15 protein-coding genes and 2 pseudogenes are annotated in these 21,269 nt (G+C 41.9%); 11 read left to right on the forward strand and 6 right to left on the reverse strand.

Annotated elements, in window-relative coordinates; all coding sequences use genetic code 11:
* Window positions 1–311 precede the first annotated feature (311 nt).
* The 3 genes from nifJ to ACN222_RS09495 all read left to right on the forward strand — a co-directional run bounded on the left by nifJ (window position 312) and on the right by ACN222_RS09495 (window position 6,465).
* Window positions 312–3,848, forward strand: a complete 3,537-nt coding sequence (nifJ, locus tag ACN222_RS09485) for a pyruvate:ferredoxin (flavodoxin) oxidoreductase (protein ID WP_044521124.1) — start codon at window positions 312–314, stop codon at window positions 3,846–3,848.
* Window positions 3,849–3,992: 144 nt separating this feature from the next.
* Complete coding sequence (locus tag ACN222_RS09490; protein WP_010996076.1) at window positions 3,993–5,024, forward strand: dihydroorotate dehydrogenase-like protein; 1,032 nt, start codon at window positions 3,993–3,995, stop codon at window positions 5,022–5,024.
* 367 nt (window positions 5,025–5,391) lie between these two features.
* Complete coding sequence (locus ACN222_RS09495; protein WP_010996077.1) at window positions 5,392–6,465, forward strand: ATP-dependent 6-phosphofructokinase; 1,074 nt, start codon at window positions 5,392–5,394, stop codon at window positions 6,463–6,465.
* 18 nt (window positions 6,466–6,483) lie between these two features.
* On the opposite strand, the gene ACN222_RS09500 is transcribed toward ACN222_RS09495, so the two are convergent.
* The 3 genes and pseudogenes from ACN222_RS09500 to ACN222_RS09510 form a co-directional block, all read right to left on the reverse strand.
* Window positions 6,484–7,425 (reverse strand): ATP-binding protein, encoded by a 942-nt coding sequence (locus tag ACN222_RS09500; protein WP_410468477.1) that lies wholly within the window; start codon window positions 7,423–7,425, stop codon window positions 6,484–6,486.
* Window positions 7,420–9,183 (reverse strand): annotated as a pseudogene (locus tag ACN222_RS09505) (PAS domain S-box protein); the annotation flags it as partial. The pseudogene ACN222_RS09505 and the gene ACN222_RS09500, both read right to left, overlap by 6 nt.
* A 207-nt stretch (window positions 9,184–9,390) precedes the next feature.
* A pseudogene (locus ACN222_RS09510) lies at window positions 9,391–9,855 on the reverse strand (CBS domain-containing protein); the annotation flags it as partial.
* Window positions 9,856–10,172: 317 nt separating this feature from the next.
* Between ACN222_RS09510 and ACN222_RS09515 the strand changes: the two are divergent.
* On the forward strand, window positions 10,173–10,349 hold the full coding sequence (locus ACN222_RS09515) for a hypothetical protein (protein ID WP_158303711.1): 177 nt from the start codon (window positions 10,173–10,175) through the stop codon (window positions 10,347–10,349).
* Between the two features lie 27 nt (window positions 10,350–10,376).
* On the opposite strand, the gene ACN222_RS09520 is transcribed toward ACN222_RS09515, so the two are convergent.
* Window positions 10,377–11,633 carry an ABC transporter substrate-binding protein gene (locus ACN222_RS09520; RefSeq protein ID WP_010996080.1) on the reverse strand — a complete coding sequence of 419 codons (1,257 nt, stop codon included), beginning with the start codon at window positions 11,631–11,633 and terminating at the stop codon, window positions 10,377–10,379.
* 124 nt (window positions 11,634–11,757) lie between these two features.
* On the opposite strand from ACN222_RS09520, the gene ACN222_RS09525 reads away from it, so the two are divergent.
* Window positions 11,758–12,165, forward strand: coding sequence for a hypothetical protein (locus ACN222_RS09525; protein WP_010996081.1), 408 nt, complete (start codon window positions 11,758–11,760; stop codon window positions 12,163–12,165).
* Window positions 12,166–12,301: 136 nt separating this feature from the next.
* Window positions 12,302–13,075: a hypothetical protein gene (locus ACN222_RS09530; protein ID WP_010996082.1), complete on the forward strand. Its 774-nt coding sequence runs from the start codon at window positions 12,302–12,304 to the stop codon at window positions 13,073–13,075.
* Window positions 13,076–13,280: 205 nt separating this feature from the next.
* On the opposite strand, the gene ACN222_RS09535 is transcribed toward ACN222_RS09530, so the two are convergent.
* On the reverse strand, window positions 13,281–14,921 hold the full coding sequence (locus tag ACN222_RS09535; RefSeq protein WP_010996083.1) for a serine/threonine protein kinase: 1,641 nt from the start codon (window positions 14,919–14,921) through the stop codon (window positions 13,281–13,283).
* Window positions 14,922–15,210: 289 nt separating this feature from the next.
* Here ACN222_RS09535 and ACN222_RS09540 point away from each other — a divergent pair, with 289 nt between their 5' ends.
* Both ACN222_RS09540 and bioB read left to right on the forward strand, forming a co-directional pair.
* Window positions 15,211–15,951: a class I SAM-dependent methyltransferase gene (locus ACN222_RS09540; protein WP_010996084.1), complete on the forward strand. Its 741-nt coding sequence runs from the start codon at window positions 15,211–15,213 to the stop codon at window positions 15,949–15,951.
* Between the two features lie 136 nt (window positions 15,952–16,087).
* Window positions 16,088–17,095 (forward strand): biotin synthase BioB, encoded by a 1,008-nt coding sequence (gene bioB / locus ACN222_RS09545; protein WP_010996085.1) that lies wholly within the window; start codon window positions 16,088–16,090, stop codon window positions 17,093–17,095.
* Between the two features lie 51 nt (window positions 17,096–17,146).
* Here the strand turns inward: bioB and petL are convergent, their stop codons facing one another.
* The gene (gene petL, locus ACN222_RS09550; protein WP_010996086.1) at window positions 17,147–17,242 is read right to left on the reverse strand and encodes a cytochrome b6-f complex subunit PetL; all 96 of its coding nucleotides are present in this window, start codon (window positions 17,240–17,242) and stop codon (window positions 17,147–17,149) included.
* A 225-nt stretch (window positions 17,243–17,467) separates the two neighbouring features.
* Here petL and ACN222_RS09555 point away from each other — a divergent pair, with 225 nt between their 5' ends.
* From ACN222_RS09555 to ACN222_RS09565, 3 genes are all read left to right on the forward strand, one after another.
* Entirely contained in the window at window positions 17,468–18,070 is a 603-nt protein-coding gene (locus ACN222_RS09555; RefSeq protein ID WP_010996087.1) for a Uma2 family endonuclease, read from the forward strand.
* A gap of 71 nt (window positions 18,071–18,141) precedes the next feature.
* Entirely contained in the window at window positions 18,142–19,233 is a 1,092-nt protein-coding gene (gene aroB / locus ACN222_RS09560; RefSeq protein ID WP_010996088.1) for a 3-dehydroquinate synthase, read from the forward strand.
* 818 nt (window positions 19,234–20,051) lie between these two features.
* Window positions 20,052–20,780: a peptidylprolyl isomerase gene (locus tag ACN222_RS09565; protein ID WP_010996089.1), complete on the forward strand. Its 729-nt coding sequence runs from the start codon at window positions 20,052–20,054 to the stop codon at window positions 20,778–20,780.
* Window positions 20,781–21,269 lie beyond the last annotated feature (489 nt).

The raw sequence follows: 21,269 nt of genomic DNA on the forward strand, positions 1-21,269 counted from the left end.
ACTTGAATTTGATGTAACCTCACCCCTAGCGGGTGGCTGAATTAATTGCGGATTGCGTTGGCGTTAGCCTACTCTGCGAGTTCTCCGCAGGAGTAGCCGGCGGTAGCGTCTCGTAGAGAAGCGGGGCGTTAGTTAGCCCATTGCGAATTGGTTTTATGGTGTGTACTGGACAAAGCTATGGGAATGTCCCTGGCATTTCTTCACAAGTTCCTCAACTTTTGGGCTTAATTTCAAGATAGAAGCTAAGGGCTAAATCTCAGTCAAACTAATAGTTTGATGATTTAGTGCAGCAACTCTCACAGGCCAGGAAGATGAAAAACAGAACTTTTGCAACGATAGATGGCAATGAGGCTGTTGCCCAAGTCGTCTATCAAATCAATGAAGTTATTGCTATTTATCCGATTACACCCTCTTCACCGATGGCAGAGTGGGCCGATGCTTGGGCTAGTGAAGGTAAACCCAATATTTGGGGTACTGTACCGACGGTGGTACAAATGCAGAGTGAAGGGGGAGTAGCGGGTGCCGTACATGGGGCGTTGCAAACAGGGTCATTAACAACAACATTTACCGCATCTCAGGGATTATTGCTGATGATCCCTAATATGTATAAGATTGCAGGAGAACTGACACCTACAGTATTTCATATTGCGGCGCGATCGCTCGCTGCCCAAGCCCTATCAATTTTCGGCGACCACAGCGATGTTATGGCTACCCGTGGGACTGGGTTTGCGATGCTGTGCGCGGCTTCAGTCCAAGAAGCCCATGATTTTGCGCTCATTTCTACAAGAACAACTTTAGAATCACGCATACCTTTTTTACATTTTTTTGATGGTTTTCGTACCTCCCACGAAATTAATAAAATCGAATTATTAACAACAGAAAATTTACAGACATTTATTCCTAATGAATTAGTAATTGCCCATCGGTCACGGGCTTTAACACCAGATAAACCAGTTTTACGCGGTACAGCCCAAAATCCTGATGTTTATTTCCAAGCGAGAGAAACCGTTAATCCTTATTACCTAGCTTGTCCAGACATCACTCAAAAAGTTATGGATGAGTTTGCCCAAATGACTGGGCGACAATATCAACTATTTGAATATCATGGCGATTCAACAGCAGAACGAGTCATCGTTCTTATGGGTTCTGGTTGTGAAACTGTGCATGAAACTGTCGATTATCTCAACACCCTTGGGGAAAAAGTTGGTGTCATCAAAGTGCGGCTATATCACCCATTTGATAGCCAGAGATTTATAGCCGCTTTACCACCAACTACTCGTAGCATTGCTGTTTTAGACCGTACCAAAGAACCAGGCGCATCGGGTGAGCCGTTGTATTTGGATGTGGTGGCGGCTTTGTATGAGGCAGGGGAGCAGTTACCTAAAGTTGTTGGTGGTCGTTATGGGTTGTCTTCCAAAGAATTTACGCCGGGGATGGTTAAGGCGGTGTTTGATAATTTGGCAGCTACTATACCCAAAAATCATTTCACAATTGGGATTAATGATGATGTTAGCCACACCAGTTTAGATTATGACCCTGACTTTAATATTGAGCCAGACAATATAGTTAGAGCTATTTTCTACGGTTTGGGTGCTGATGGAACCGTAGGAGCGAATAAAAATTCCATCAAGATTATTGGTGAAGAGACAAATAATTACGCTCAAGGTTACTTTGTTTACGACTCGAAAAAATCGGGTTCGGTGACGGTTTCTCACCTGCGTTTCGGTTCTCAACCCATCCGTTCTACATATCTGATTATCCAAGCCAGCTTTGTTGCTTGTCATCAATGGGACTTTTTAGAAAAATTCCCCATCCTCAAAGATATTGTCCAGGGGGGTACTCTTTTATTAAATTCTCCCTATGATCAAGATGAAGTGTGGGAACGCCTACCGGGTAAAATTCAGGCACAAATTCAACAGAAGCAACTCAAGGTTTATGTAATCAACGCTTATAAAGTCGCCCGTGAAGCGGGGATGGCTGGAAGAATTAATACGGTGATGCAGGTTTGTTTCTTTGCTCTATCTAATGTACTACCAAGGGAAGAAGCTATAGCCGAAATTAAAAAATCTATCCGCAAGACTTACGGCAAAAAAGGTGACCAAATCGTCCAAATGAATATCAAAGCCGTTGATACCACCTTAGATAATTTGTATGAGTTAGTTACTAGAGAAGATTCTTCCCCATCCCCAATACCCAATTACCAATACCCAATCCCCTATTTCCTGGCTAAAATCATTGCCCGTGAAGGGGATGAATTACCTGTGAGTGCATTACCCAACGATGGCACATATCCCACGGGAACAGCGAAATGGGAAAAACGCAACATCGCGCAAGAAATCCCGGTTTGGGATACAGATGTTTGCATTCAGTGCGGTAAGTGTGTGATGGTGTGTCCTCATAGTGTGATTCGCAGTAAGGTTTATGAACCAGAACAATTAGAGAATGCACCGTCAACCTTTAAGAGTGCCAATGCGAAGGATCATGATTGGCATGGGTTAAAATTTACCATTCAGGTTGCAGCAGAAGATTGTACAGGCTGCGGTATTTGCGTTGATGTTTGTCCGGCAAAGAATAAGGCGCAACCACGCAATAAAGCGATTAATATGCAGCCGCAGTTACCGTTACGCCAAGCCGAACGGGAAAACTGGGATTTCTTCTTGAGTATTCCCAACCCCGATAGGCGGGAACTGAAGCTGACCCACATTAATCAACAACAGATGCAGGAACCATTATTTGAATTTTCTGGGGCTTGCGCTGGTTGTGGAGAAACACCCTATATTAAATTAGCAACACAGTTGTTCGGCGATCGCATGATTGTTGCTAACGCTACCGGTTGTTCTTCTATCTATGGCGGTAATTTACCTACCACACCTTGGACACAAAACGCCCAAGGACGAGGCCCGGCCTGGTCTAATAGTTTATTTGAAGATAATGCCGAATTTGGTTTGGGTTTCCGGGTATCTATAGATAAACAAGCAGAAATCGCCGCCCAATTACTCCAAGAACTGGCGACGGTGGTAGGTAGGGAATTGGTCGATGATATCTTGAATCATCAGCAAAACAATGAAGCTGAGATTTGGGAACAACGCGATCGCATTTCTATACTCAAGCAAAAGTTACAAGCCATTGTCAACCCAGAATTGACAAGCAAAGCCCAACTGCTTCTGAGTCTGGCTGATTACTTAGTGAAAAAGAGCGTCTGGATTATTGGTGGTGACGGTTGGGCTTATGATATCGGCTATGGGGGATTAGATCACGTTTTAGCCAGTGGACGCAACGTAAATATTCTCGTCCTCGACACAGAAGTCTATTCCAATACCGGCGGACAAATGTCGAAAGCCACACCCAAAGGTGCTGTAGCTAAGTTTGCCTCTGGCGGTAAACCTGCTGCGAAAAAAGACTTAGGCTTGATGGCAATGACTTACGGTAATGTTTATGTTGCCAGTGTGGCGATGGGTGCAAAGGATGAACACACCCTAAAAGCATTTTTAGAAGCAGAGGCTTATCCTGGGCCTTCGTTAATTATTGCTTACAGCCATTGTATTGCTCACGGTATTAACTTGAGTACCGCAATGCAAAATCAAAAAGCTGCCGTTGATTCTGGCAGATGGTTACTGTATCGGTATCACCCGGATTTAGTTAAGCAAGGCAAAAATCCCCTGCAACTTGACTCCCGCACACCAACGCTACCTCTGGAAGAGTCTATGTATTTAGAAAACCGCTTCAAGATGTTGACCAAAATTAACCCTGAAGTGGCAAAAGAGTTACTCAAAGAAGCGCAAACGGATGTAAATATACGGTGGCAGATGTATCAATATTTGGCTGCGAGAGAGGTTAAACAGGGATAAGGAACTTCTAGATAAAAAATATCCAAAATGTAGGGTGCGTCAGTGCAATAGAGCCTAAATATACTCAGAAATTATTCATACTGACGCACCCTACCAAACCTGTTGACTGTTGACTATATTTAAAAGTTTTTCAGGAAAATACTCATGGATTTAACTACTAATTATCTAGGATTACGATTGCGATCGCCACTTGTCCCGTCAGCGTCTCCCATGTCTGGAGAAATAGACAATATTCTCTGGATGGAAGATGCAGGCGCAGCAGCAGTGGTTCTACCCTCGTTGTTTGAAGAACAGTTGAGTTTAGAAAGTTATGAGTTACATCATCACTTAACTTATGGAACCGAGAGTTTCCCTGAGTCCTTAACATATTTCCCTGAACACCAAGATTTTCGCCTGGGGTCAGAAGAATACTTAAACCTGATTCAAAAAACTAAGGAAAAGGTAAAAATCCCCATCATTGCCAGTTTGAATGGTTCTTCACTAGATGGCTGGACTGAATACGCCAGAATGATTGAGCAAGCAGGTGCAGCAGCCTTGGAGTTAAATACTTATTCTGTTCATACCGATCCTGAATTAACTAGCGAACAAATAGAGCAGAGTTATATCAATATGCTCAAAGTTGTCAAAGCATCTGTACAGATTCCCGTAGCAATTAAACTGAGTCCATATTTTACCAATATGGCAAACATGGCCAAGCGTTTAGATGATGCTGGGGCTGATGCTTTGGTGCTATTTAACCGTTTTTACCAACCAGATATTAATTTAGAAACCTTAGAAGTACAGCCTCATGTACTGTTAAGCACCCCTCAAGCAATGCGCTTACCTCTGCGTTGGATTGCCATTCTTTATGGTCACATCAATGCTCACCTCGCTGCTACCAGTGGCATTCACAACGGGCATGATGTCTTAAAAATGCTCATGGCGGGAGCCAATATTACGATGTTGTGTTCTGTCTTATTGCGACATGGCATAGACCATATCAGGTGTATCGAACAGGAAATGAGCCAATGGATGGAAAAACATGAATACGAATCTGTGCAGCAACTCCAAGGAAGCATGAGCCAAAAACACTGCCCCAACCCCAGCGCCTTTGAACGCGCTCAATATATGCGGGCGCTGCAAACCTATCAACCAGACTGGGGGCGGGTTTACGAGCCTTCCCATTATCACGGGTAATACAAATTCAAAATTCAAAATTCAAAATTCGTCTTGAAAAGTTTCCTACGGCGGGAAACCCGCCTACAGAACTTTTCGCAAAATTCAAAATTCAAAATACCCTACGGGTACTCTTCGAGAGGCTAAAGCCAACACAGTAGCGTCTCGGAAGAGAAGCAAGCTACAAAATTCACTCATAGCCTACGGCTTCTTTATCGTCAATTCAAGGGTTTAAGACCCCTATGTCTACACGTAGTATCAGTAGAGTTGGGGTTTAAATCCCCAACTCTAACTGTCTTTAATTTTGAATTTTGAATTTTGAATTTTGAATTTTGAATTTTGAATTTTGAATTTTGAATTGTTAAGAGAGGCTAACGCCAAAACTAATATGCGTAAACGAATTGGTATCCTCACCAGTGGCGGCGACTGTCCAGGGCTTAACTGCGTAATTCGCGCAGTTGTTAGCCATGCAACGCTTACTTATGATTGGGAGGTATTGGGTATACCTTATGCCACTCAGGGTTTACGGGAGCGTCAAGCGATCGCTCTCAATATGCACGGTTGGGATTTGCGCGGTATCGATCCTCTGCTGAATATGGGTGGTACGATTTTAGGCACAATTAATAAGGGTGATACCTTAGCCCATGTGGATGAAATGCTTGCCAGTTATCAGGCTTTGGCTTTGGATGCTTTGATTGTCATTGGCGGTGATGGTAGTCTGGGTATCCTCCATGAACTGGCTAGCCGAGGTAATTGGAATTTAGTGGCGATTCCCAAAACTATAGATAATGATGTGGCTTTGACAGAACGCGCCGTGGGTTTTGATACGGCGGTGAATACAATTGTTGATGCCCTCAATCGCTTGACTTTTACGGCTGCAAGTCACGATCGCGTGATGATTGTCGAAGTTATGGGGCGCAGCGCCGGACATCTAGCCCTACACGCGGGTATTGCTGGCGGTGCAGATGTAATTTTAATCCCCGAAATTTCATACACAATTAGCGGTTTATGTCAACATATAGCTGAATTGCGCGATCGCTGGCAACGCAAATTTGCGATCGTTGTTGTTGCCGAAGGTGCGAAACTATGTCTGGAAGATGTGCAAGAAAATATTGCCTCTTCTTGTGCGCCTTCTAAATGCGGTCGCGGTCAATATATTGCGGATCAAATTGCTCAATGTAGTAAAAATCTCATCGATACCAGAGTTTCTGTATTGGGACACATTCAGCGTGGCGGTATCCCATCAGCTTTAGACCGTTTAACAGCAACAGTTTTTGGGAAAACAGCCGTTGATTTAATAGCTCAAGGTAAATTTGGGCAGATGGTAGCTTGGCAAAATGGCGAAGCTATCCCAGTACCCATTCAGGACGTTGTCGCTCAAAGTCCTTTACACGTAAATCCCCAAGGTTCTTTGGTACAGAGCGCTCGTTGTTTGGGTATTTATGTAGGAGAAAAAACATAATTCTTCCCCCCATTTACTCTAACCGCAACTTCTAAGTACGTGATGTAGGCTATTTAATAATTCCTTGGCTGTAAAAGGTTTAGGTAAAACTTGCTGCACACCGATCATGGCTGCTTGTGCCACTGTTTCCGTAGAATTGATCCCACTACTAGCAATAACTTGTACCTTTGAGTTCATTTTTTTCAAGGTGCGAATGGCTGTGATACCGTCCATTTCTGGCATCATCATATCCATGAGAACAGCACTAATACGATGTTTGTGTTGGGCATAAAGTGCGATCGCCTCAATACCATTACAGGCAGTCAGAATTTTATAGTTAAACTTTTCGAGAATCACCTTGGCAATTTCGCAAATTGGCGCTTCATCATCGACAACTAAAATTAATTCTCCATCGCCCGATGGTGTTTCTATCTCTTCTATCGTTAAATCTGGCGTTGCTGGAATTGCTGGCAAGAACACTTTAAATTGGCTACCTTGACCAACTTTGCTGGAAACCTTGACAAAACCCCCATGACTTTTGATAATTCCCAGCACGGTTGACAGTCCCAAACCTGTACCTACTCCCACCTCTTTTGTCGTAAAAAATGGCTCAAAAATTCTATTTAAGATTTCTGGAGATATTCCTGCACCGGTATCAGTCACTGTCAGCTGAATGTAATTGCCAACTTGCGCCTCTAAAATCATGCTGGCATAGGTTTCATCAATAAAAATGTTGTCTGCTGTAACGTTGATTTTCCCACCATTGGGCATGGCATCACGGGCATTGACGACAAGATTCATCAACACTTGGTGTAATTGAGTAACATCCCCACAGACTGCCCACAGTACTTCGGGAAAGCTACTAGTAAATTCAATTGACTTGGGAAATGTCTGTTTACCAATCAGAATAATATCGGTAATTAAGTGTTTGAGTTGGACTATTGTCCGTTCTCCTTTAAAACCGCGTGCAAACGATAGCACCTGCTTGACTAAACCTGCTCCGCGTCTGGCGTTGTTTTCCACAATCTCTAACAGGTGTTGGGAAGATGTACCGCCCGCCGTAGGTGTTCCTCCTTTATCTTCGGGAAATTTGACTTTCAGCAGTTGGGACGCTGCCAAAATGGGTGTCAAGATATTATTCAAGTCGTGAGCAATACCACCTGCAAGGGTACCCAGACTCTCTAATCTTTGGGTGCGGAAAAACTGTTCTTCTAGTTGTTTTTTTTGGGTGATATCGGTATCAACAATTAAAATTGATTTGGGTAGCCCAGCTGCATCACGCATCAGTGTCCAACGGCTTTCCACAATAATTTCTTTGCCAGATTTAGTCAGTTTTTGCAACTCCCCCTGCCACAATCCCAACTCCATAACAACGTTGAGAGCTGCTTCATGCAGGTGCAATGAAGTTTCAGAATATAGTAGCTTTTGGGCATTACGGCCGATAGCTTCCTGTTGTGACCAACCATACAAGCGTTCTGCACCTTGATTCCAAAATAAGATATTGGTGTGTAAGTCTTTGACAAAAATGGCATCGGTGGCTATATCTAGTAAAGCTGCTTGCTCGCGGATTTTCTGCTCTGCTTGTTGGCGTAAGCGTAGTGCAGCTTGCTGTTCACTAATATCGGCAAAGGATGTAACTACAGCATAAGGAACCGTTTCATTTTCCCGACACAAAGGCTGAGAATTAATCGAAATCCAGCTTATTTGTCCGTCCGGCTTGTAAACTCCCATGACCACATTAGAGCAGGGTTTGCCTGTACGTAGCGTCTCCATTGCTGGATGCTGTTCACCAGGAAACGGGGAGCCATCTTCATGAATCGTCAGCCAACGCTCATCAACACAGGTACGTTGTAATATTTGCTCTTTGCTTAACCCTAAAATTCTCTCGGCACTTGCATTACAAGCAATAATTTTGACCTTATCCTGCAAGATAATACCCTCTCTCATGGCTGTTACCACTGAGCGATAGAGTTCTTCACTTTCCCGTAGGGATGCCTCTGCTTGTTTGCGTTCGCTAATATCTCTAGTAGTGCCAATCATCCTGATTGGTTTACCAGGTTTGTCATAGTAGACTTGACCTCTACTATTGAGCCAGTGAATACTACCATCCTTCCAGACAGTCCGATATTCGACGGTAAATGGCATTCCTTGCTCAATACTGTTTTTGACAGACTGAGAGAAATTCTCTCGGTCTTGAGGATGGATTAATTGCAGGAAGTCTTCAGGACTAGGACATAAAGTTGTACTTGGCAGACCATACAGTAATCCCATATTGGCAGACCAGATGGTTTCATTGGTCAAAAGGTACCAATCCCAGATACCCATATTGGCAGCTTCCAAGGCTAAATTTAATCTTGCCTCACTCTGTCGTAGTGATTCTTCCGCCTGTCTGCATTCGGTAATATCTCTGCCTACTCCTTGAAACTCAACAACCTCGCCAATTGTATTTTTAATGCCGATAACATTCCATTGAAACCAACGTATACCACTGGGTGTTAATACAGGCTGCTCACTAATACTGATTTTATGGGGTGGGGATTTGAGGGCTTGGAAATATTCTTTTGCTTGAGGGATTTCATCCTCAGGAAACATCCACTCAAATATTAGCTGACCAACTAACTCATCCATTGGCTTGCCAAAAATTCTGCAAGCTACTGGATTAACAAATGTCAGTCTCCCTAAATTATCAACACGCAAAATTACCTCAGTTTGTAGCTCAACTAACTGGCGATACAGTTGCTCACTTTGCTGTAATGCTTGTTTTGGCTGTTGAACCTCAACAATGTCTCGTTGCCAAACCTTCCTAAATCCCAGAAATTCGTCGTGATGCTCCAGCTCTTGGAAAGGATTACGAGATGGGTAGCGTAAAAATTCTATCTGTTGTGGTTTTTGTAAGGATTGCAGACAGCAAAAAGTTTCTAACTGATTCAATCCTTGCAACAGGCTAGCTGCACTCACAATCCCTATCAATTGCTCTCTATCGTTCAAAATTGGCAGATGACGAATTTGATGCTGATGTAATAAGGACAAAGCTGTAAAAATATCTAGGAAGTTTGACATTTTCATCGTGATCACTGGTTGTGTCATCACCTCAGATATTTTTAAATCTGATAAATCAAATTTTGATGCAGTCAACCTGACTAAATCCCGTTCTGTGAATATTCCTAAAAGATTTCCTGCCTTAACTACTAAAACATAGCTAGTTTGTGTTGAATTCTTATTGCTATAAGTTCCCGGCGAGTTTATGCTGGTTGATTGTGAACTATTACCTTGTTGATTCATCAATCTAATAGCATCAATGACATAACTATCAGGATCAATCGTTAAAGGATGACGATCAATCAAATGATATAAATTATGTAAATCAATCGGCATCTCGTTGAATGGCATAGTTAATTCGTCAATCTTCATTATCTTATTGACCGCAGAACGAGTTAGCTAAACTGATAGTGAGTAAAATTTCAATATTAGGTTTTAATTGTGATTTGCTTGGGTTAAATAGCAATATCTAAAAAGAAATTGCAATATAGTAAGACTAGACAAAAAAGATATTTTATGCGTTTGATGATTGGGTCGGATGGGATGTTGATGTGATATCGTGGGTCTTCAAAATTATTCTATTGGCAAATCAGTAGTAGATGATCTCTGACTTTAAAAAGATTATCGTAATTGATAGCTGTGCTATGCCAATCAGGCTGAAAAAATAGAAATTCGTTTTTCTAATGGTAATGGTAGTATTTATATATGTGTTGATTGATTCTCTGGATTTAAATAAAGTCAAGACTGTTAAATACCCCAACACCAAGATTTATCAAGTTTTAATTACTAACATGACAGGATTTTATTTGGTGGCGATCGCTACCAAGTATTTAATAGAGACGTTGCTGTGCAACTTTTGTACATAGCAATTTAGTTCTTCCCCCTGGCTAGCTTCACTCCATTGCTCTAATTTGCTTATTTGCTTGATTCTGCGCCCTTAGCATCGCCTGTTTTAAGGGTTGTTGTCCCAGTAAGGCACTGACAAATTGATTATCAAAATTATTCACAATTGGCGCTGGGTATTTACCAACCTGCCAGGGTGTAGCATCATCAACACCGGCAACTAAAGGCGATCGCAATGGGTCTTGCTCATATCCAAATTTTTGAGATACTGATTTGCGTGTAGGTAAAGCAAAGCCTGTACTTGTCCATTTCTGCATTCCGGCTTTACCTGTGAGATAGGAAATTAATTCCCACGCTTCGGCTTTATGCTGTGATTGCTTACTCATCACATAAGCAACAGTAAATACCATTGTGCCTTTCTTGTTATTAATCGTTGGTAATTGTGCAGTTGCAAACTCCAATTGCGGAAAGGTTTCTTGTAAATATGGAATCGCCCAATTACCTTCAATTACCATTGCCACTTTCTCCTGACCGAACATCTCACTACCTGAGTTTGTCCCTACGTCAGATTTTTGAGCAGATGATTTATCTTTTTGATACTGGTCTATCACTAATTGAAATCCCCTTAAACCAGCTTCACTGGCAAAGGTAGCATAACCATTCTGATTGATAACTTCTCCACCAAAAGCTTTAATTTTGTAAACTTGACGGGCTAATTCCGGTGCTTCCCCAAAGCCATACTTGTTGAGTTTACCTGTTAATTGCTGGGAGTAGGTGCGTAATTCTGTCCACGTCGCTGGGGGACTGCTCAAACCAGCAGCAGCAAAGGCTTTTTTGTTATAAAACAGCGCCAAGGTAGAATAATCCTTAGGAAAACCGTAGATATGGTTCTGATATTTAAAGTTATCTAGGAGATTAGCTTCAAAGTCACTTAAGTCAAATTCAGGAGTGATGTAATTATCCAGTGGTTCCAGCACATTCTGGCTCATCAAAAAAGGAGCCTCCAGGGCATCCAAGTAGAAGACATCAGGCGCAGCTTCTCCAATCAAGCGGGTTTTGATCACATCCATATATTGGTCAGAAATCACCTCATATTTGACCTTGATGTGTGGATGCTGTGCTTCAAAGTCTTGCAAAACCTGTTTCAATAGTTTTTGCTCCACTGGAGAACCACCCCAGCCACTGAGTTTAACAGTGACTGGGGCAGATGCTGAAGACGAACTTTGCACTTGCCAACTATGGTAAGCAACAATGGCGATCGCGATCGCCATCACTAATCCCAAAAATTGCCACCAACTTTTTTTCATCGCCAGAGATAGAGGATAGGGAAGAAGCAGGGATCTGGGAAAGATAACTACTGACTAATGACTATTGACTAAAAAATTACAGGTATCTACCGCTATACTATCGCTGAAGTCTATTACAAGTGACATGGTGCGGTTTTTTTTCACAGCAGTATTACTACTATTATTAGTGGGCTGTAATAATATTGGTTTATTGCCGACTAGCGAATTAGTGCAGAGAGCGATCGCACTCCAGCTAGAACAAACCCAAGAAAAACTTAATCAACAGCTAGATTTAAATTTCCAAGGCTTTGAAATTAAACACCTCAAGATTCGCCAAGAACAACCCCTGACAATTCAAAATCTGCCAGCCTTCCGCGTTTTGGGAACTTATGACTTAACTTTCCAGTTACCCAAGAGACAGTTAACCAAACTGCAACAACCCTTTGATGTTTACCTACAAATCCAGCAAGAAGGTAAAACTTGGCGATTGCTACTTCCAGATAAGACTAGTAAAGATACGGAACCAGTTTGGCATAGCTATCTCATCCCATAAATCATATATGCAACTGGAAAAAGCATCACAGACTTTTCTGTATAAATCCTCCAGCATAGCCATGATGAAACTAATTCGTAATTTGTAATAGCCTGGCAAGACTATTACAAATTAGTCTTATTGGAGAAATGGCTATATGTATGTAAATTTTTTTATTAGTTCTATTGCCGGAATTGTCATTACAGTATTGCTAGCTTTTAGCGTATTGCAATGGTTTCATGTACCTGCGGGTAGCTTTCTGGATTGGGTAATTGGGGGGGCAAGTTTTTGGTGGTTGTTAGTCATTGTGACTGTACCTTGGAATATTCATTTTCAAGCTAAACAAGTTTTAGCTGAAGCAGCACAGTCCAGGGAAAAAGAAATTCCTGTGGATGAGCGACAAGTGCGATATGTCCAAAGTTTAGCCAAGCGATCGCTGTGGGTGGCTTTGGCTTTACACTTGTTTTCAGCTATTGGTCTTTATCTCCTCGCCGCCACAGGTATTAGTGCCGTAGGTTATATCAGTTCTGGCGCAGCTTTATTATTAACAATCCTCAGACCGGCAATTCGTGCTTATGAGTATATCTATGCGCGGCTAACAATGATTAGCCAAGAATGGAAATATCCCCGCGAAGATATAGTAGAACTCCGTCATCGCTTTGTTGAATTAGAACAGAAAGTCCAAGTTTTGGATGATCAATTTAACTTAGAACAGCCCTATTCTTTAGTAGCCACACAACAACGTTTTGGTGAGGAAACCCGCCGAGACTTAGCGAAAATCGCTGCCAATTTAGAAGAATTACGAGCTACAAATCAAACTGAACATGAGCGATTATCCAGAGAAGCCAGAAATGCGATCGCCCAGCTTTCTACTGACGGACAATTCCTCGATCATGTGCGAGAAATCATTCGCTTTTTTAAGACAGCTTGAGGCGAAAGAGGCGATCGCTCATACCACAATACGGTTCAGAGAAATGTAGGTTGGGTGGAGCTATCGCTCCACCCAACCTACACTAGTTTTTATTTTTAGCCTTAACTGAACGATATTGGCTCATACCATTTCCCGAAAAATATGATATAAGTATAAACCCTGAAAGCTTTGCTGCATCATTGCTACCCATTCCCGATTACAATGCTTAATTGTTAATTTGTGTATTCTCAGGAAATTTTTCGTTTTTCTGTGACGGTGCTGGAATTTGACTATCAGTAGAGGAATTTTGCTTTACTTCCACTGTGGGAACTACCACAGAAGAATCTGAATTTTTTGGCTCTGCGGGTTGTACCGGCACAACTATAGAATTTGCTGGCGGCTCAACTGGTGTGGTGGAATTTTGAGTTGAGGACGGTGGACTAGTATCTGTAGTGTTGGCTGGTTTGGCTGTGCGAGATGAACGGATTTCTCGCAATTTTTCTACGAGGGATGGTGTGGAGGATGTATTAGGTGACAGCCCTGGTTGTTCATAATTGCGGCGCTGTGATTCTCCTGTATTTGGTTGTGGTGATTGTTCTGAAGAATTGCTGTTGGGATTGGAAGATTCGCTTGGTTGGTTAGTTAGATTACGCCTGCGTCTTCTAGAAGGGGATACAGGTGTAGTTTCGCTTGCGGAATAATTTTGAGAGTTTTGTCTCGTATTATCTCGCTCTTGACTAGAATCAACTTGAGGTTTCCCTCCTACTGGTACCATTGGGCGTTCTTCAAACAGGGGTTTTGCCGACGGCTGTGTCCAAGAGCGGGAAAACAGGCTGGTGGCACTAAATCCGGCGGCGGCAGCAACCACAGCTATGATGACACCCAGGAAGACTTGAGAAGTGCCAGACTTTTGAGCTATTAAGGCAAGATTTTTCAGGGGTGATGGTTTTTTACCACTACCGGATGTTTTGGCACCAGAAAACTTTTCTTGCAGATGCACAGACAAATCAATGGTTGGCACTACATGAGTAGGTAATGCGTGAATTGGCAAATTTACGCCACTACCTGGTAGTAGTTGTAGCCATTCCGCAACCGTTGGTGGACGGAAGCGAGATTCTACGGCCATACCCCGCATGACAGCTTGATTTACGGCTGCACTGAGGTGGGGTTGTAGTTCACGGGGGGCTGGCATTTGTTCGCGATCGCGCAATAATGCTGGTAAGGGGACTTGTCCTGTTAACAGTGCATACAAAGTTGCCGCTAAACCATAAACATCGGTGGCGGGTGTGCGCGGTGCTTGAGTTAAATATTGTTCGATGGGGGCGTAGCCCTCAGATACTAGCCCTGTGTGAGTTTGACGCACACCGCTATTAAATTCACGGGCAATGCCAAAATCAATCAGCACTACCTCCTGTGTACCTTGACGGAGGATGATATTATCTGGTTTAACATCCCGGTGCAGCAAACCATTGTTGTGTACTACCTGCAATGCTGCCCCAATTTGGCGGATGTAATGAATTGCAGTTTCTTCTGGTAAAGGTATGGCCGGTAAAACAAAAGCATCTCCTAAGGTTTCTCCAGGGATATACTCCATTACCATGTAAGGTAATCCATCCTCAACAAAAAAATCACTTACCCTGACAATATTAGGATGGATACAAGTGGCGAGTCTTCTGGCTTCATCTTGGAACTGACGCTCGAACTTTGCAAAATCAGGGTGTTGGCGTAGTCGTTCGTTGATGGTTTTCATCACTACCTCATGTCCTAAGTAATGATGAGTAGCCTTAAACGTAATGCCAAAGCCACCACGTCCTACTTCTTGGATGAGGGTGTATTTTCCACCCTGTAAAATTTTGCCTGCTAACATAGAGAGTCTTGAGTCCTGAGTCTTAATTCCTGACGAAGCAAATAACTACTAATTCCTAATTGTGAGGGACTGCCAAACAAAAAAGTCTGCCCATATATTGTATTCAGTAGTCAGATTTTTCTCACTTTTACCATCCAAAAGGCTCTTCGGTTAGCTCAAACAAGAATTTTTGCAGAAAAATCTTACACCCTTCACATAAACACTTTCTTTGAGAAAACTCACCTTGATTAAATAGGTTGTCTAATTTTACTTTGTAATCACAATAAATTTCAGGAGTCATGTAGCCCTAATGTCTCAAAAGTCGTCTCAAAGCCATCTGTCTACTTCACAAAATCCTTACACAGACAACATCAATCGTTCAGATAAATGGCAACAAAGGGTAGCACAGGTAGCATATCGCTTTAACCAACAGTATCAAAATCAATCCTTAGAACTACCAGCAGAAGTACAGGAAATGCCGATTTATCGAGAATGGATTTCTGGCATATTGGCAGGAAAGATTGCTTCTCCTTTCTGGGAAATGGCCCAACCCCAAAAAAATCAGCACTGTTTAGATATTGGTTGTGGAGTTAGTTTTTTGATTTATCCTTGGCGAGATTGGCAAGCATTTTTTTATGGGCAAGATGTAAGCAATGTAGCGCGAGATACCCTCAATTCTCGTGGTTCCCAGTTGAACTCCAAGTTATTCAAAGGCGTGGAATTAGGGGCAGCCCATCAGTTAAAATACACATTGTCTTATTTTGATCTAGCGATCGCTACAGGATTCAGTTGCTATTTTCCCCTGGAATATTGGACATCTGTGTTACAAGCCGTGAAGCGTGTACTCAAACCAGATGGACATTTTGTTTTTGATATCCTCAACGCTGCACACCCTCAAGCTGAAGATTGGGCGGTGTTGGAAACTTACTTGGGCGCGGAAGTGTTTCTAGAACCTGTCACCGAGTGGGAAAAAATAATTAACGCGGCTGGTGCTAAAGTAGTTGGACGACAACCAGGGGAGTTCTTTGATTTGTACAAGCTACGGTTTTAAGATTGGTTGGCGGGAAGAGATGAGGGGATGAGGGAAATGAGAAAGAAACATCTCAAAACTCTTGCTGTCTCCCCCAATCCCCAGTCCCCAGTCCCCAATCCCCAGTCCCTAATACTGAAATAAGGATACTATACTGATGTCGGTGGGAAGAATACGCTACGATTGGCACAAAGCAGAGATTCGCGCAGTATATGATACGCCATTGCTAGAGTTGATTTATCAAGCTGCTAGTGTACATCGGCAGTTTCATAATCCTAAACAAATACAAGTATGTAAGCTGATATCGATTAAAACAGGTGCGTGTCCTGAAGATTGTAGTTACTGCGCCCAGTCTTCTCGTTATCAAACTGAAGTCAAACCCCAAGCACTCCTTGATAAGCAAACGGTTGTGGAAATTGCCCAAAACGCTAAACAAAAGGGTGTCAGCCGTGTCTGTATGGGTGCGGCTTGGCGGGAGGTGCGAGATAATTCTCAATTTGACCGAGTTCTAGAAATGGTCAAAGATGTTACAGACATGGGTTTAGAAGTGTGCTGTACTCTGGGAATGCTGACATCTGAGCAAGCCAAGAAGTTGGAGACAGCAGGATTGTATGCTTATAACCATAACTTGGATACTTCCTCTGACTACTACAGCACTATTATTACCACGAGAACTTATGGCGATCGCCTAAACACTATCGAAAACGTCCGACAGACTAATGTTACCGTATGTTCTGGCGGCATTCTCGGTTTAGGTGAAAGCATAGATGACCGTGTGGCAATGTTACAAACCTTAGCCACCCTCAATCCTCATCCAGAATCCGTACCAATTAATATTCTCTCCCAAGTAGAAGGCACACCTCTAGAAGATCAACCAGATGTACCTGTTTGGGATGTAGTCAGAATGATTGCAACTGCACGTATAGTTATGCCCACATCGGATGTGCGTTTAAGTGCTGGTAGGGCGAGACTTTCTCAAGTGGAACAAGCCTTTTGTTTTATGGCAGGAGCAAATTCCATCTTTTCCAGCGACGATAATAAAATGCTGACGGTGACAACACCTTGTCCAGATTACGATGCTGATCAGGAAATGCTCAACCTACTCGGCTTAGAAATGCGTCCTCCGTCCCAAAGACCACAACCTGTAGTCATGGGTAATTCATAATCGCTTCAGATTCCCGACTTCTTGAAGAAGTTGGGAATCTAGTTTTTCACACTACAGTATCTTCGCAGAGCGTAAACCAAACAGCAGACCAGCAGCTATGCCAGTGAACAAAGCCAAAAAGCCGATATAAGCTACTATTGCCAACATTTATTTTTCTCCACAATATTCTACTAACTCTATTGAATCATTAAATTTTGGTCACTGGTCAAAAGAGGCAGGGGGGCAGGGCAGGGCAGGGGAGCAGGGGAGGCAGGGGGAGAACTTACTCCAAGATTTTCGCCCAATCCCCAGTCCCTAAGAAAATCTGGCGTAAATGCTAATCTGGAACTAACTAGAAGACTAATATTTTGGTTCCAGTTTCAGGACGGAACAATGACAAAAACTGACTTATCCCCGACTCTTGCTGTCAATATTCCACCTACACTAACGCTGACAGTCTCCCACGAACAATTTGTACAGTTAGCACTGGCTAACAGAGATTTACAATTAGAACGAACTGCTACGGGTGAGTTAATTGTTATGCCTCCAACTGGGAGCGATACAGGGTGTAGAAATTCGGATATTAACGCCCAACTATGGTTATGGAACCGCCAAGCTAAGTTAGGAGTGGTTTTTGACTCTTCAAGCGGTTTTCATCTTCCCAACGGTAGCGCGCTCTCTCCTGATGCGTCCTGGATACGTCAAGACCGATGGAATGCCCTAAATATAGAACAACAAGAGACTTTTGCCCCGATATGTCCTGATTTTGTGCTGGAACTACGTTCTAAGAATGACTCTATAGAAAAGTTACGCGCCAAGATAAGAGAATACATCGACAATGGCGCTCGTTTAGGTTGGTTAATTGACCGCAAAAATCGACAAGTAGAAGTTTATCGCCCAGGTCAAGATGTGGAAATCCTTAATCATCCTGTCAACTTGTCAGGGGAAAATGTCTTACCGGGGTTTGTGTTGGACTTAACTGAAGTTTGGAAATAAAGATATGTCATCCCATCTCCTCCCCAGAATAGGGTAAAATACAGCCCACGGCGCTTGTTGGGGTTTGGGTAATGACTTCTGTAATTAATGTGAATCTACCAACGCAGTCTTATGAGATTGCGATCGCACCTGCAAGTTTAGATCAGATTGGTCAAAGCTTGGCTGGGTTAAAACTGGGCAAGAAAGTATTACTGGTTTCTAATCCCACGATTTTTAAGCATTTCGGCAAAGTTGCTGTTGATTCCTTAGAAGCTGCTGGATTTCAAGTAGCAAGTTATTCTTTGCCAGCCGGGGAACGCTATAAAACCCTTAACTCTATTCAAAAACTATACGATATAGCCCTAGAAAATCGCCTAGAACGCTCCTCCACAATGGTGGCTTTGGGGGGAGGGGTAATTGGTGATATGACTGGCTTTGCCGCCGCTACTTGGCTACGGGGGATTAATGTGGTGCAAGTACCTACCACACTCTTAGCAATGGTAGATTCGGCTATTGGTGGTAAGACAGGTGTGAATCATCCCCACGGGAAAAACTTGATTGGTGCGTTCCATCAGCCGCGATTCGTGTTAATTGATCCCCAAGTATTAAAAACCTTGCCTGTACGTGAATTTCGCGCAGGAATGGCGGAGGTAATTAAATATGGCGTGATTTGGGATGCAGAATTATTCAACCAGTTGGAACAGAGTAAGCGTCTCGACCAACTGCGCTACATCAAACCAGAACTGGTGGATGCTATCTTAACTCGTTCTTGCCAAGCTAAAGCTGATGTTGTCGGCAAAGATGAGAAAGAAGGTGGACTGAGGGCGATTTTGAATTACGGACACACTGTTGGTCATGCGGTGGAAAGCTTAACTAACTATCGGCTACTCAAACATGGTGAAGCAGTAGGTATCGGTATGGTAGCGGCTGGGCAAATCGCTGTAAATTTAGAACTGTGGCAACAAGCAGATGCAGACCGTCAAAATGCCTTAATTGAAAAAGCGGGTTTACCGACAAAGTTACCAGTGGGATTAGATATTGAAGGGATTATTGAGGCATTGCAATTAGATAAAAAAGTCAAAGATGGTAAAGTACGGTTTGTTTTACCAACTCAAATTGGTGTAGTGACAGTTACTGATGAGGTGACATCAGATCACATTCGGCAAGTTTTACAGCAGATGTAAATTAATTACTAAATTCTGCCAAAATGGCAAATTTTCAGTAGTGGAATCCTATACATTAAATATAGCTACTCAAATAGAGGTTGTTGATACAATCAACAATTATCTAATTATGAAACCTACAAAACTGAGTGCTATTGCTGAAGCACTTAGTGTTTGGGGAATTGAATAAATCCTACAGCAAGACGGACAAGCTAACTATTACTAACGGTTCTTTTTTCGAGAAAGTTGAGCAAGGATTAAGATTGGTTTGCTGGCACCTACTAATCTTAACTTTCATGCTCTATATCGAGTTCTCATGTGGTGGTGAGGACTTCGGGAAACTTTCTATACTGGGAATGGTATTGCTTGAACCATACCAAAAGTAGCAAGACAAAAGAATAAAAGTGGTGGTTTGACTGTTGTCGTAGCTGGTAGAACTTATAGTTCTTGTCCTTTTTAAAATTTAGGAATCCTCGTCCTACCAGATAGGATTACCTCTGCTAGATAAATTTGTAATTTATACAGCAAATCTTAATACTGCTGGAAGCTAACCCGATTAATTAGCCTCCAGCTTTTTTATGTGTTAAGAAGGGGGGGAGAAGATAAATTCTGACTAATGACTATTAACTTATAGCAGTTTTCATTTGCATGAGGTACAAATTCACTTGCTTTGAGGCAGGAGGCAGAAGAATAATTTTTATATTTAGTTCTCCAGTTGTGTACCTCATTTAGTCACAACCTGCTGTATATCTTGCACCACTTGCTTATTGCTAAAATCATCAAGCCAAAAAGCCTTTCATAAGTCCAGTATTCAATATAGTCACTTTCTAATTACATCAATGAGTGATTTAACCAAAGTATTTATTGCACCTGAGGAAATTGTCAATTTTCTCAAAAAAAATATGCAGTTGAAAGAGGTATATCAAAAAATCTTATTTCAACGGTTGATTTTGCAGGTGGCTGAGGCTAGGGGAATCACCGTGACAACGGAAGAAATTGAGGCTGAGGCTAACCGCCAGCGTCGGGAAAAGCGTTTAGAGAAAGCCGCAGATACTATGGCGTGGTTAGCAGATCAGTTGGCTTCCCCAGAGGATTGGGAAATGGGTATACGCGATCGCTTATTATCTCAAAAGTTAGCTAATTTTTTATTCGCTGATAAAGTAGAAGCTTTTTTTATTCAAAATCAACTGGAGTTTGAGCAAGTTAGTCTCTATCAAATTATTGTCGATTCGGAAAAACTCGCTCAAGAAATTTACTACCAAATTGAAGATGAGGAAATTAGTTTCTATGAGGCTGCATATTTATATGATGTTGATGCTGTTCGTAGGCAAAGATGCGGTTACGAAGGTAAGGTTTATCGATTTTCTCTCCCTGTAAATGTAGCCACAGTTATCTTTAGAACATCTCCTAAACAGTTAATAAGTCCCCTACAAACTGAGCAAGGTTATCACCTATTTATGGTAGAGGAATTTATACCTGCTGAATTAACGGGGGAAAGATATCAAGAAATTCTCAATAATATGTTTAACCAATGGTTGATTACTGAACTAAATAAGATTCTAAATTAATCTGTAGAAAATCAATTACAAGAATATTGAAAACTATTCTTGGAAGCCAAATATATTTCATTAGAATATAAATAATCAAGTTTTACATTTTCTGTTGAGAGAGTACCTAATTTCAAATGTTATTCTGTGACATAATTATAACTGATATAATTTATTTGCTTGGCTTTCTTGTAAAGATATATACACCTAAAAAAGGAAATTATTTTTGTTGGTATAAAAATATTTTTATCAGTAGTTATGTTATTGTAAATTTAATCAAATTTATTGTATCTTTACTACTTAATAAGTGTAGTTATTGTCCAATACAAGGACTTTTCGGAAATCAAATATGAATCCGATATATTTCCTGCTCAAGGTAGATGTATGTCTACTTATTATCTTTATAATTATTATCTTGAACTAGAAGAAATCCACTAAAAAATGCAGTTATTCAGTTTGATTTTTTGTCCGCAAACTAAAAGCAAAACTAATCTAATATTCAAACTTTTA

Origin of the sequence: Anabaena sp. FACHB-595 (assembly GCF_048568275.1) — a bacterium.
Lineage (GTDB): Bacteria > Cyanobacteriota > Cyanobacteriia > Cyanobacteriales > Nostocaceae > Trichormus.